This window comes from Dermabacter sp. HSID17554 (assembly GCF_003989295.1).
GTDB classification, from domain to species: Bacteria; Actinomycetota; Actinomycetes; order Actinomycetales; family Dermabacteraceae; genus Dermabacter; species Dermabacter vaginalis.
In genome coordinates this window covers 251,228-264,772 of sequence record NZ_RBLW01000001.1, presented here as the reverse complement: position 1 = coordinate 264,772, position 13,545 = coordinate 251,228, and the positions used below count along the sequence as shown (strand labels likewise).

Genomic DNA, 13,545 nt, shown 5'->3' with positions numbered 1-13,545 from the left:
GCATGAGCGAGATCGAAAACGCCCCTGAGAGGCGCATCGTTGTGATCGATGGCCATGCGATGGCCTTCCGCGCGTTCTTTGCCCTGCCACCCGAGTCCTTCGTGAACAGCGCTGGGCAGGCGACGAACTCGGTGTACGGTTTCTGCCGCATGATCTTCAACATCGTGAAGAACGAGAAGCCCACGCACATGGCGGTCGCGTTCGATCTGCCGGGCGGCACCTTCCGTGATCGTATCTATAGCGAATACAAGGGTGGCCGTGAGGCCACGCCCGAGGCGTTCAAGGGGCAGGTCGCCCTTATTCAGCAGGTGCTTGAGGCTATGGGCATCGCGCATTTTAGCGTCGAGGACTACGAGGCCGATGACATCGTCGCCACCATCGCCACGTATGCGAAGGACGCGGGGGTACAGCCTCTGCTTGTCACGAGTGATCGCGATGCGATCCAGCTCGTTGATGAGAGGATCACGCTTTTGCAGCCGGTGAAGGGCGTCACGGAGCTTCGCCGCATGACCCCCGAGGCTGTCGAAGAGAAGTACCTCGTTCCGCCGAAGCTGTACCCGGATCTCGCGGCTCTGGTGGGGGAGAGCGCCGATAATCTTCCCGGCGTTCCCGGCGTGGGGCCGAAAACTGCCGCGAAATGGCTTGGGCTTTACGGCTCACTCGACGGCATTCTTGAGCACCGTGACGAGATCAAAGGCAAAGCGGGGCAGTCGCTTCGCGATCACGTCGAGGATGTGGTGCGCAATCGCCGCATGAACGAGGCCGTTCGTGACCTGGATCTGCCGAAGGATTTCGACGCTTATCTTCTCGGTCGCGGCGATCAGGTCGCCATCAACGCGCGCTTTGATGAACTCGCCTTTGGACCGGGCATCCGTCGGGATATTCCCGCGGGGCTTTTGCCCGCCGATGCCGCGGAGGATGCCGATATCCAGCCGATCGTTGCGAACCCCACCCTTCCCGTGATTCAACCGGAAGCGGGGCAGCTTGGCGCGCTTCTTGCGGAGCATGCCGCTTTGGGAGGCGCCCTTGAGGCCGACGGCACCTGGGCGATGGGCGAAGCGGAGTTTCGCGGCCTGGTGATTGCCACCGGCAGCGCAAGCCTTGACATCAGCGCCTCGCGCATGAATGAGCAGGATCGCCGTGAGCTCGAGCGATGGCTGCAAAACTCGGTCATCCCGAAATGGACGCTCGACTCCAAGGAGCTCACGCATATTCTTGGCGGTGCGGGCTTCGTTATTCGCGGGCTCGACGTTGATCTCTCTCTCGCGGAGTTCCTGTGCAGGCCCGGGCAGCGCCCCGCAGATGTGGCCGGCCTCGCGATGCGCCATCTCCACGAGGAATTCCCGAAACTCGACAAGAAGCCCACCGCCAAGGCGCTACACGAGGATCTTTTGGGACGTGCGAGGGCGGAGTACCGTCTGACCCCCCTCCTCGTGAAGGACATGGATGCGCATGAGACCCGCGCAATTCACGACGACCTCGAACTGCCGCTTGCGCGTGTGCTGACGCAGATGGAGGAATCGGGCATCGCCGTTGACGCTACCGAGCTTGACCGGCTCGATGCGGCGCATGCCGAACGACAGTCTGAGGTTGCCGCTCGCGCTTTCGCGGAAATCGGTGGCGAGGAAATTAGCCTCGGTTCACCGAAGCAGCTTCAATCCGTGCTGTTTGACCGGCTCGGGATGCCTCCGACCCGCAAAACCAAGACGGGCCATTCGACTGACGCCGAATCCCTCACCGACCTTTACGCGAAGACTGGGCACCCTTTCCTTCAGGCGCTTCTCGAGCACCGCGACGTTACGAAATTGCGCCAGATTATCGAAACGCTGCGCAAATCCGTGACGGAGGAAGGGCGTATCCACACGACCCTTTCGCAGAACGTCGCGGCAACGGGGCGCCTTGCCTCGTCTCACCCGAACTTGCAGAACATTCCGGCGCGCACCGAGGCCGGCCGTCAGATCCGCGGAGCCTTCCACGCGAGCGAAGGCTTCGAGTCGCTGCTCACGGCCGACTATTCCCAGATCGAGATGCGCATCATGGCGCACCTGTCTGGCGACGAGGGGCTCATCCAAGCCTTCCGTGACGGCGAGGACCTCCACAGCTTCGTCGCCTCGCAAGTGTTCGGCACCCCGGTCGATCAGGTGACGAGCGAAGAGCGTTCGAAGACGAAGGCGATCAGCTATGGCCTCGCCTATGGGCTTTCCGCTTTCGGTCTTTCCCGCCAGCTGCACATCTCCCAGGCCGAAGCAAAAGCCCTGCGCGAACAGTATTTTGAGCGCTTTGGCGGGGTGCAGCACTATCTCCACGAAAGTGTGGAGAAGGCGCGTTCACTCGGTTACACCGAAACACTCCTCGGGCGTCGGCGCTACCTTCCCGAACTCACGAGCGATAGCCGCCAGCGGCGAGAAAATGCCGAGCGCGTTGCGCTCAACTCGCCGATTCAGGGCAGTGCCGCCGACATCATCAAGCTCGCGATGCTGCGCGTTGACCATGCGCTGAAGAAGACCGGCGCCGCCTCGCGTCTCGTGCTCCAGGTTCACGACGAACTCATCGTCGATGTCGCCCCCGGTGAAATCGACCTCGTGAGTGACATCGTGCGCGAAGGCATGGAAGGTGCCTACGAGCTTTCCGTGCCCATGGACGTTTCGGTGGGCGTTGGTCACTCCTGGCTGGAGGCCGCGCACTAGCCCCCATCTCCCTTGCTGGATTGCATAGGGGTTGTGGGGGTTTGCGCCCGAAGCGTCCGCCGCCGTCCCTCTACCCGGCCTCGATCAAGCAATGACCAGGCCGAATGTTCCGCCGGCATTCACTCGCTCGCGTGCCGCATCGTTGCGATGCAAATCGACGTAGCCCAAGGTCGACACAACTGTTCGCGAAAAATCCTGCTTCTTTTCTGCGGTAGGTATTGCACGCTTGCGAGCAGTCTGGTTCGCTGTACCGAGTGGGTCGGTCCCAGATCGACGGGTGTGACAGGCGGGAGAACACATGAAGCGGAACTCGCGATGGCGCATGCTGTCGACTGTAGGCGCCCTTGCCATTGCCTCAGCTGCGCTCACCGCATGCAACGAAGACGCGACGCCGGTTATCGGCCCGACTCCTGTCGCACATACGGCACCGGCAACCAGCGGGAGCGATGCGGGCGGAGCAGGCGTCGGAACTGGCGAGGCGCCCGGGCGCTCCGATGGGCTTCCTCCCCACAATGCTGCACTGACGAAACCGGATGGCGAAGTGTTCGAGGCACGCCATTTCGCAACTGATGAGGGCGCTAAGGCCACGGCCAGATATGTCATTGCGGCCATCTATTACGGATACGCGATCGGCGACACGGCCCCCTACGAGAGCGTCGTTTCGCTCGGGGCGTGCGAGGCTTGCGGGGAAACGCTCGCCGAAATGGATCGGTGGCGCGAGAGTCAGCATTTCGCGAGTGTCGTGGGTGTTACCGCCGGGGAGATCAGTACTGAAACCACGAAAGACGGTTACGTCTTGGTCCGGTATAAATTCACTATCGAGGATCTCCACCCCGGCTCCTACGGAGACACCGCGGAAAATCAGCCGACGGAGCAGCACACGGTCAACATGAAGCTGGATTTCAGCGACGGGGAGTGGCTTGTGCTGCACTTCGATTGGCTCGACTGAAATTCCTCCTTCCCCCGCCCTCGAATTGCATAGGGGTTGTGGGGGTTTTGAATGGCAGGTGATTCACTCGACGCCCACACTCGCGGTGCCGTACCATCAACCCGTCCGTTTGGATCGAATCACGGCAACGAGCCACGCTAGATCATCGTTGCGAGAATCAAGAAAACGTCGTGGGCGCCCCATAAAACAGCGTTCGATGTTGAATTAGTCACCTCGCGGCGTAGAGGGCGCTTATGAGTGGGGATTTCGTTGACCCTCGCGTATGCAGACCGCTAGGCTAGATCAGGTGTGTGTGCGCTATGCCCACACGTGTTTCTGTACCAACTACTACCTGTCCCGACGGAGCCATTTACTACATGACCACGAACAACGCACCTCAGATCGCCATCAACGATATCGGTAGCGAAGAGGAACTCCTCGCCGCGATCGATTCGACCATCAAGTACTTCAACGATGGCGACATCGTCGAGGGCACCGTCGTCAAGGTTGACCGGGACGAGGTTCTTCTTGACATCGGCTACAAGACCGAAGGTGTCATTCCTTCCCGCGAACTCTCGATCAAGCACGATGTCGACCCCGATGAGGTTGTCGAGGTTGGCGACGAGGTCGAGGCACTCGTTCTCCAGAAGGAGGACAAGGAAGGTCGCCTGATCCTCTCGAAGAAGCGCGCGCAGTACGAGCGTGCGTGGGGCTCGATCGAGGACATCAAGGAAAACGAGGGTGTCGTCACCGGTACCGTCATCGAGGTTGTCAAGGGCGGCCTCATCGTTGACATCGGCCTTCGTGGCTTCCTCCCCGCTTCGCTCGTTGAGATGCGCCGCGTGCGCGACCTCCAGCCGTACATCGGCCAGGAGCTCGAAGCGAAGATCATTGAGCTCGACAAGAACCGCAACAACGTCGTGCTTTCGCGTCGCGCCTACCTCGAAGAGACCCAGGCATCGGTTCGCACCGACTTCCTCCAGACCCTGCAGAAGGGTCAGGTCCGCGAGGGCCACGTGTCCTCGATCGTCAACTTCGGTGCGTTCGTGGACCTCGGCGGCGTCGACGGTCTCGTCCACGTCTCCGAGCTTTCCTGGAAGCACATCGACCACCCGAGCGAGGTTGTCGAGGTTGGCCAGCCCGTCAAGGTTGAGGTTCTCTCGGTCGAGATGGATCGCGAGCGCGTGTCGCTCTCGCTCAAGGCCACCCAGGAAGACCCGTGGCAGCTCTTTGCCCGCACCCATGCCATCGGCCAGGTTGTGCCGGGCAAGGTGACGAAGCTCGTTCCCTTCGGCGCGTTCGTTCGTGTCGAGGACGGCATCGAGGGCCTCGTGCACATCTCCGAGCTCGCCCAGCGCCACGTTGACCTCCCCGAGCAGGTTGTGAGCGTTGACCAGGAGGTCTTCGTCAAGGTCATCGACATCGACCTCGAACGCCGCCGCATTTCGCTCTCGCTCAAGCAGGCCAACGAAGGCGTCGATCCCGAAGGTGACGACTCGACCTTCGATCCTGCTCTCTACGGCATGGCCGCGGAGTACGACGAAAACGGCGAATACAAGTACCCCGAGGGCTTCGATCCCGAGACCAACGAGTGGCTCGAGGGCTACGAGGCGCAGCGCGAGGCCTGGGAGGCCGACTACGCCCGTGCTTACGAGCGCTGGACCCAGCACAAGGCTCAGGTTGCCGAGGCTGCGAAGGCCGACGCCGAAGCTCAGGCAGCCGCTCCGGCGGCTAGCGAGGCCGCACCGACCTCGTTCCAGTCGTCCTCGAGCGACGAGGGCACCCTCGCTTCCGACGAGGCCCTCGCGGCGCTTCGCGAGAAGCTCACGGGCAACAACTGAACAAAGTGATCGCTTAGCGATCTCACGAAAGCGCTCCTCGTTTTGCGGGGGGCGCTTTCGCCTTTAACCTGAATGGCGTCGGCAACGGGCGCTCGCATCACGCCCACCTCATACCAGAAAGGCCACCAGTGCTGAATTGGATGACCGCGGGGGAGTCACACGGCCCCTCGCTCGTGGCAATAATTGACGGTTTCCCGGCTGGAGTTGAGGTCACGCACGAAACGCTGCGCTCCGCCCTTGCGCGGCGCCGCCTCGGCTATGGGCGCGGTGCACGGCAGAAGTTCGAGCAGGATGAGATCCGCATCCTCTCGGGCGTGCGTCACGGCGTGACCCTCGGTTCTCCCATCGCGGTAGAAATTAAGAACACCGAGTGGCCGAAATGGGAGAAGGTCATGAGCGCTGATCCCGTGTCACGCGAGGATCTCCTGATCGATGCCGGCACGGGCGATGAGCGCGAAATTGCACGCAACAAACCTCTGACGCGTCCGCGCCCCGGTCACGCGGATCTTGCCGGCATGGCTAAATACGGTCACGAGGATGCGCGAAACGTGCTAGAGCGTGCGAGCGCGCGAGAGACCGCCGCACGCGTTGCTATCGGTGCCTTGTGCGAGGCGCTTCTCGCGCAAGCCGCTGGCATCACGCTTGTGTCCCATACGCTGCAGGTGGGTGGTGCCCGGGTTCCAGAAGGCGCTGCGCTTCCGACCCCCGCTGACGCCCCCGCGCTTGACGACGATCCTTTGCGTTGCTTCCACGCTGCATCGTCAAAAGCCATGGTCGCTGAGGTGGATGCCGCGAAGGGGGACGCTGACACCCTCGGTGGCATCGTTGAAGTGCTCGCGTACGACGTTCCCGTGGGCCTCGGCTCACACACGCAGTGGAATCGCAAGCTCGACGGTCGCCTCGCCCAGGCTGTCATGAGCATCCAGGCGATGAAGGGCGTAGAAATCGGGGAGGGCTTCGCTAACGCGGGGCGACGTGGAAGCCTCGCCCACGACGAAATCCTTTCCGGTGGGCATGGCCCGGCAGGCACACGCCGCGCCTCGAACCGGGCGGGCGGTACCGAGGGCGGAATTTCGAACGGCGAGATTATCTCTGTGCGCGGCGCCCTCAAGCCCATCTCTACGGTGCCAAGGGCCCTGCGAACGATCGATACGGTAACGGGCGCTGAAGCGACCGCAAACCACCAGCGCTCCGACGTGTGTGCGGTGGCCCCTGCCGCGGTGATTGCGGAAGCGATGGTGGCGATCACGCTCGCTGAGGCACTACTCGAAAAGGTTGGCGGCGATAGTGTCGGCGAGATTGCGCCTCGCGTCGAGGACATTCGCACATGCGCCGAAACTTCCGGCGCGGGTGCGGCATGAGTGCTCCGCACACGGGTGCGCGGCTAACGCGGCTTCGTGCGCCCGAGCTGAACGATCAGGGCCCTAGGCTTGTGCTCGTGGGCCCCATGGGCGCGGGGAAAAGCACGGTGGGGCGGCTCGTTGCGGAAACTCTTGACGTCGCTTTTCGGGATTCTGATGCCGAGATTGAGCGTGAAGCAGGCCGTGCGATTCCCGAAATCTTTGCGACCGATGGAGAGCGACATTTCCGTGCCCTGGAAGAGCGCGTGATCGCGCGTCTTCTCACCTCCCATAGCGGTGTACTGGCCCTTGGTGGCGGGGCAGTGATGTCATCCGCGACCCGCGAGCGCCTGCGCGATGTCACCGTTGTGTACCTTGCGCTTGATTCCGCTCATGCCCCCGAGCGCATCGGTAGCGGTGGTGGCCGGCCCGTTCTCGCGGGGGGTGACCCTCACGCGCGCTGGGTGTCGGTGAGCCGCGCCCGTGAACCGTTCTTCACCGAGGTTGCCACCTGGGTTCTTGATACGAATGGCGCTGCTCCCAAGGACCTCGCGTCGGTGCTTGTGCGTGAACTTTGCAAGCGTTCAACACTCCTTGAGAGCGAAGGGACAGCACATGACGAGTCATGACGGTACGACCGCCACGGTGATCAAAGTGGGGGAGGGAACGCACTCCTATAGCGTGACGGTCGGCCGCGGCCTTGACAGCACGATCCTCACCGCGATCCCTGAACGCGTCCTTCGCGTGCTCATCGTTCACCAAGAACCGGTGGCGGGCAGAGCGCGTGCTCTCGCCAGGGCACTTGAGTCCGACGGTCGCAAGGCTTTCACCGTGGAAATTCCGGACGCGGAGCAGGCCAAGGGAGTCGAAACTCTCTCGGAGCTTTGGCGTATTCTCGGGACGCAGGACTTCACGCGAAGCGATCTCCTCATCGGGGTGGGTGGCGGCGCCGCGACTGATCTAGCGGGGTTCGCGGCGGCGACGTGGCTTCGGGGAATCGACGTCATTCACGTGCCAACGACGGTGGCGGGAATGGTCGATGCCGCGGTGGGAGGCAAGACCGGCATCAACACCGCGGAGGGGAAAAACCTCGTGGGGGCGTTCCACACGCCGCGCGCGGTGATCGCGGATCTTGAGGCACTCGACGGCTTGCCCGGGCACGATGTGTCAGCGGGCCTCGCGGAAGTCGCGAAGGCGGGTTTCATTGCCGATGAACGTATTCTCGAGATCATCGAGGCCGATCCGCGTCGTGTTCTCGACACGCGTGCGTCAGAGTTTACCGAAATCATGACCCGGGCGATCCGTCTCAAGGCCGATGTCGTGAGCGAGGACCTTACCGAGAAGGGCCGCCGCGAGATTCTCAACTATGGGCACACCCTGGCTCACGCGATCGAACGCCACGAACAGTACACGTGGCGTCACGGTGACGCGGTCGCCGTCGGAATGGTGTTTGCGGCCGAGCTCGCCCACCGAGCCGGTTATTTGAGCTCAGACGTGCTCTCTCGCCATCGTTCGGTTCTCACGTCGCTCGACCTGCCCACGTGCTACCGAAAGGGGCAGTTTGCCGAACTCCGGGAGGCGATGGCGCGCGATAAAAAGGCGCGCGGGGCCACGCTACGTTTCGTGATCCTCGAGGACACGGAGAAGCCCGTCCGCCTCGAAGGGCCAAGTGAGGACTTGCTCGAGGAGTGCTACGACGCGATTAGCGCGTGAAATCGCCCGGAAGATGTGGTGGGCGCGGATCTGCGCTCGCGCTTATGGCTCGACCTCGGGAGGATTTTCGAGGATGTCTCGAGCAAGGTCATCGTTTTCGAGGTTGACCACGGGAATCGCGCCCGTCTCGATTGCTACGCGGCGGCGCTCAGCCTTCCGCACGCGCCGAGCAAAAGCACGAAGCTGGCTCGGGCTCATGGTCACAGTCAGGTCGGGAGTTTTCGTGGGGAGGCTCCACTGCTTCCACTGCGCGAAGATCGCAAGAAGTGTGCCGCACCCGGCGGCGATGAGCACTGTCCAGGCGGGAAGATCAAAGTAGTAGACGAGCCACGTGAGTACCGACGTGAGAAGAGCGGCAGTCGCATAGAGGGGACCGCCGCCGAACACAACCGGGATGCGCCCCACGGCCATGTCGCGGATGACGCCACCGCCAATACCAGTCGTGACGCCCAACATCACCGCGGGCAGCGGGGAGAGGCCAACGAGCATCGATTTTGCGGTGCCGATCGCTGCCCAGAGGCCGAGCGCGATACAGTCGAGCACGGTTGTCGTATGACGCCACATGGGACCTTCGGATGACGCAACGTAGGCGATTGCCGATCCCGCGAGACTGACCGTAAGGTACAGGGGGTTCGCGAAGGCCGCGGGAATGCCGTAGTTGAGAATGAGGTCGCGGATGATGCCGCCTCCGAGGCCCGAGATCACTCCGAGAACGGCGTACCCCACAGCATCGAACTGGAGGCGGCGTGCAAGAGAGCCGCCGACGATACCCATCACAAACACGCCGATGAGGTCGATTGCAATGAGCAGCTGATTCGTGAGGAGAAAGTGATCGGGCGTGGTGTTCACTCCTCTAATCTATTGGAGCGGGCGCGAAGTCCAGAAGCAGGCTGTTGCTCAACTCTCCCAAGGCTAGGAGTGAATTCACATGACGCACGTTTCCGTTCCCGACGCTCCCCCCGGAGTGCACCGCATCGGCCTCACGGGGGGCATCGGTTCGGGCAAGTCCACCGTCGGAAAAATCTGGGCCCGAGAAGGGCACCACGTGATCGATTTAGACGCCCTTTCGCGCGCTGTTCTCGACCAACCGGGGGACGGGCTCGAGGAGGCGATTGCCTACTTCGGTGAGGAATACCGTGACTCGGCTACGGGAACGGCTGACCGTGCGGCACTCGCCGCCCTCGTGTTCAACGATTCCCGTGCACGCGCCGAACTCGAAGAGATCGTTCATCGCCACTTGTGGGCCGAGGTAGCAAGGCTCGAAAAGGACTTGGCGGAGACGATGGCCGCAGGGGCATCGCTCCTTGTCGTCCACGATTCGCCTTTGCTGTTCGAACTTGGACACGACGCTCATTATGAGGCGATTGTTGTGGTACTTACCCCCGAAGGGGAGCGCATTGACCGGGTCGTCCGCGAGCGCGGCAAGACCCGCGAGTACGTTGAGGGGGTGATTCGGGCGCAAGTGAGTGATAAGGAACGCCAGGCCCGAGGCGATGTGTTCATCGACAATGCGGGGGCACCCGAGGGCCTCGAGACGCGTGCCGACGCTGCCCTCGCCTCGGCGCGCAGACTCATTCGTGACCGGCTCCACGCTCTCGAGTAAGGAGCGGGCGCTAGGCTTAAGCCATGCGTCCCGTGACCGAACTGACCCGTGCGCTCAAGCCCTTTGAAGTTGTATCCGAGTACAAGCCCGCCGGCGATCAGCCGAAGGCCATTGAGGAACTTGCCGCTCGCATCAATGCCGGTGAACAAGATGTGGTACTCCTCGGCGCGACCGGCACCGGTAAGAGCGCGACTGCGGCGTGGCTGATCGAAAAGCTTCAACGCCCGACCCTCGTGATGGCGCACAACAAAACCCTCGCGGCGCAGCTCGCGAGCGAGTTTCGCGAGCTTCTCCCGAACAACGCGGTCGAGTACTTCGTGAGTTACTACGACTACTACCAGCCCGAGGCGTACGTTCCTCAGTCGGATACCTACATCGAGAAGGACTCCTCGATTAACGCCGAGGTCGAGCGTCTGCGCCACAGCGCGACGAACTCGCTTCTGACCCGACGCGACGTGGTCGTCGTGAGCTCGGTGAGCTGCATTTACGGCCTCGGTACTCCGCAAGAGTACGTGGACCGCATGGTGCTTTTGAAGGTTGGCCAGCAGATTGAGCGCGACGATCTTCTTCGCCAATTTATCGACATGCAGTACGACCGCAATGACGTAGCGTTCGTGCGCGGCACTTTCCGCGTGCGCGGCGATACGGTCGAGATTATCCCCATGTACGAAGAGCTCGCGATTCGCATCGAATTTTTCGGCGATGAGATCGATGCGCTCTACACGCTCCATCCCGTGACCGGTGAGGTGATCCGGGAAGAAGAGCGAATCCATATCTTCCCTGCGTCCCACTACGTTGCGGGTCCCGAACGCCTTCACCGCGCGATCAAGGACATCGAGGCTGAACTTGCCGGGCGTCTTGAAGAGCTTGAGAGTGAGAACAAGCTGCTCGAGGCACAGCGTCTTCGGATGCGCACGACGCACGACATTGAGATGCTCCGCCAAACAGGCACGACGAACGGCGTCGAGAACTACTCGCGTCATTTCGATGGTCGTGGGCCCGGCACGCCGCCGAACACGCTCCTTGACTACTTCCCCGAAGATTTTGTGCTCATCATCGACGAATCGCACGTCACCGTGCCGCAGATTGGTGCGATGTTCGAGGGGGACCGTTCCCGCAAACGCACGTTGGTCGATTTCGGCTTTCGTTTGCCCTCGGCGCTCGACAACAGGCCACTGCGCTTTGATGAGTTCATCGAACGTACGGGACAGACCGTGTACCTCTCGGCGACGCCCGCCCAGTACGAACTTGAACGCTCGAACGGCTACGTCGAGCAGATCATTCGCCCCACGGGGCTCGTGGATCCCGAAGTGATCGTCAAACCCGTGCGAGGGCAAATCGATGATCTTCGTGCGGAGATTGAAAAACGAGTCGACAAGAACGAACGTGTCCTCGTCACGACTCTCACGAAACGCATGGCCGAGGATCTCACCGACTTCCTGCTGGAAAACGGCGTGCGCGTGCAATACCTGCACTCCGATGTCGACACGCTTCGAAGGGTTGAGCTGCTGCGTGAGCTCCGCCAGGGTGAATTCGACGTGCTCGTGGGAATCAACCTGCTGCGTGAGGGCTTGGACCTACCCGAAGTCTCGCTCGTCGCGATCCTCGATGCCGATAAGGAAGGCTTCCTCCGTTCGCGCACGTCTCTTATCCAGACCATTGGCCGTGCTGCGCGAAACGTGTCCGGTCAGGTACACATGTATGCCGATACGATCACCGATTCGATGCGAGAGGCGATCGACGAGACGAACCGTCGCCGCGAGATCCAGATCGCGTACAACCAGGAGAACGGGATCGATCCGCAGCCTTTGCGCAAGAAAATTGCGGATGTCACAGACATGCTCGCGCGTGAGGATATCGACACCGAATCGCTGCTGGCGACTGACTACCGCAAGGGCAAGGAGCGAATGAAGGGCTCGAGCTCGCCCGAGCGTGGAGGCACGACGGGTAATCGTGCCCTTGACCTGGGGGATAACCCTGAAAAAGCGTTGCGCGAGATGATCGAGGAGCTGACCGCGAACATGCATGCGGCGGCCGAGAACCTCCAGTTCGAGGTAGCCGCGCGTATTCGTGACGAAGTGACGGAGCTCAAAAAGGAATTGCGGCAGTTCACGGGTGCTTAGATCGCGATGAACGCATAACCGAGTAGCATTGCCGGATCACTCCGTGCAGCGCCGCTCGGTTATTTTGTTTTCGATCGCTTGCAAGGAGACACCGCCATGCGTATTCACACCGACGCCTTCGCCGAGGGCGAGGCCATTCCCGTTCGCTTTGCCGAGAACGCTGCACACGGGAAAAACATTCACCCCGATCTCTCATGGTCGGAGGCACCGGAGGGCACGCAATCTTTCGCGCTCACCGTATTCGATCCAGACGCTCCGACCGGCTCGGGATTCTGGCACTGGATCGCTTTCGATATTCCCGCGAGCGTCGCGAGCATCGGGGAAGGTGAAGACCTTCCAGGCAGCGCGCGCGAGTGGGTGAACGATTACGGATATGAGGGCTACGGTGGCCCATGCCCGCCCGAGGGTCGCGTGCACCGCTACATCCACACCGTGCACGCGCTTTCATGCGAAAAGCTTGACGTGCCCGCGCAGGCGACTCAGGCCCAGGCACGCTTTGCGATCTTTGCGAATCAGATCGATTCGGTGAGCCTCACGGGCCGTTTCCAGCTCGCCCCCGAGGCTGCCTGAGAACTCTCGCTACCAGCCGCGCTCGCGCCACTCGTCAAGATGGGGGCGCTCGGCACCGATCGTCGTGTCCTCACCGTGGCCCGGGTATACCCAGGCTTCGTCGGGCAGCACTTGGAAGAGTCGCGTGTCAACGTCGTTGATGAGCGACGTGAAGCGCTCCGAATCCCCCTGTGTCGCGCCGACACCCCCGGGAAAGAGGGAGTCTCCGGTGAACACGTGGGTACCGTCGGCCTGCCCCCAATAGATGACGGCGATGGAACCCGGCGTGTGGCCTCGAAGGCTGACGATCTCGAGGTCGTTCACGCCCGCCCTGATCGTGTCGCCGTTCGAGAGCGGCACATCGGTGGGGGTGGGGATCTCCGGAGCGTCTTTCGCCCCGGCAAAGGTTTTTGCCTGAGTCGCCGCGCGGATCTGGGCCAGGGCGCCCACATGGTCGTGGTGGGAGTGGGTCGTGAGGATCGAATCGAGGCGTGAGGTGGGGGAGCCCTCCCGAATGAGGCGCATGAGGCGCGGGGCGTCGGCAGCTGCATCGATGAGCAATTGCGCGCCGGAAACTCTGCACGTGAGCAGGTAGGCATTATTGTCGAGCGGGCCGACGGAGGCCTTGCGAATCACAAGTGAACCGAGGGTGCGCACGTCGCTTTCTCCGCCGACCGTCACGCTTCCCGTGTACTGCTTTCTGAGGGTGCTCATGCTCACCATGCTACGGCGGCGCCCTTCGCTTTTCAGAACCGACTCCT

General features: G+C 62.1%; 11 protein-coding genes. 9 read left to right on the top strand and 2 right to left on the bottom strand.

All coding sequences use genetic code 11. The features are described 5' to 3' along the window. Nucleotides 1–2: 2 nt before the first annotated feature. From polA to aroB, 6 genes are all read left to right on the top strand, one after another. Entirely contained in the window at nt 3–2,687 is a 2,685-nt protein-coding gene (gene polA, locus D8M36_RS01235) for a DNA polymerase I (RefSeq protein ID WP_126846084.1), read from the top strand. 322 nt (nt 2,688–3,009) lie between these two features. Then, nucleotides 3,010–3,636, top strand: coding sequence for a DUF6318 family protein (locus tag D8M36_RS01230; protein ID WP_126846082.1), 627 nt, complete (start codon nt 3,010–3,012; stop codon nt 3,634–3,636). Between the two features lie 356 nt (nt 3,637–3,992). Then, nucleotides 3,993–5,456, top strand: coding sequence for a 30S ribosomal protein S1 (gene rpsA, locus D8M36_RS01225; protein ID WP_061211984.1), 1,464 nt, complete (start codon nt 3,993–3,995; stop codon nt 5,454–5,456). A 128-nt stretch (nt 5,457–5,584) separates the two neighbouring features. Then, on the top strand, nt 5,585–6,817 hold the full coding sequence (aroC, locus tag D8M36_RS01220; RefSeq protein WP_126846080.1) for a chorismate synthase: 1,233 nt from the start codon (nt 5,585–5,587) through the stop codon (nt 6,815–6,817). Then, nucleotides 6,814–7,425, top strand: a complete 612-nt coding sequence (locus tag D8M36_RS01215) for a shikimate kinase (protein ID WP_126846078.1) — start codon at nt 6,814–6,816, stop codon at nt 7,423–7,425. Before aroC ends, D8M36_RS01215 begins: the two co-directional genes overlap by 4 nt. Next, on the top strand, nt 7,412–8,509 hold the full coding sequence (gene aroB, locus D8M36_RS01210) for a 3-dehydroquinate synthase (protein ID WP_126846076.1): 1,098 nt from the start codon (nt 7,412–7,414) through the stop codon (nt 8,507–8,509). The genes D8M36_RS01215 and aroB overlap by 14 nt, the downstream gene beginning before the upstream one ends. Before the next feature lie 42 nt (nt 8,510–8,551). Here aroB and D8M36_RS01205 read toward each other — a convergent pair whose 3' ends face one another. Further along, nucleotides 8,552–9,358: a trimeric intracellular cation channel family protein gene (locus tag D8M36_RS01205; protein WP_074296686.1), complete on the bottom strand. Its 807-nt coding sequence runs from the start codon at nt 9,356–9,358 to the stop codon at nt 8,552–8,554. Nucleotides 9,359–9,437: 79 nt separating this feature from the next. Between D8M36_RS01205 and coaE the strand changes: the two genes are divergently transcribed. From coaE to D8M36_RS01190, 3 genes are all read left to right on the top strand, one after another. Beyond that, a complete protein-coding gene (gene coaE / locus D8M36_RS01200; protein ID WP_126846074.1) occupies nt 9,438–10,112 on the top strand; it encodes a dephospho-CoA kinase in 675 nt (224 codons plus the stop codon). Between the two features lie 23 nt (nt 10,113–10,135). Then, nucleotides 10,136–12,235, top strand: a complete 2,100-nt coding sequence (gene uvrB, locus D8M36_RS01195) for an excinuclease ABC subunit UvrB (RefSeq protein WP_126846072.1) — start codon at nt 10,136–10,138, stop codon at nt 12,233–12,235. A 96-nt stretch (nt 12,236–12,331) separates the two neighbouring features. Then, nucleotides 12,332–12,805 (top strand): YbhB/YbcL family Raf kinase inhibitor-like protein, encoded by a 474-nt coding sequence (locus tag D8M36_RS01190; RefSeq protein ID WP_126846070.1) that lies wholly within the window; start codon nt 12,332–12,334, stop codon nt 12,803–12,805. 9 nt (nt 12,806–12,814) lie between these two features. Here the strand turns inward: D8M36_RS01190 and D8M36_RS01185 are convergent, their stop codons facing one another. Continuing rightward, nucleotides 12,815–13,507, bottom strand: coding sequence for an MBL fold metallo-hydrolase (locus D8M36_RS01185; RefSeq protein WP_126846068.1), 693 nt, complete (start codon nt 13,505–13,507; stop codon nt 12,815–12,817). Nucleotides 13,508–13,545: the final 38 nt, after the last annotated feature.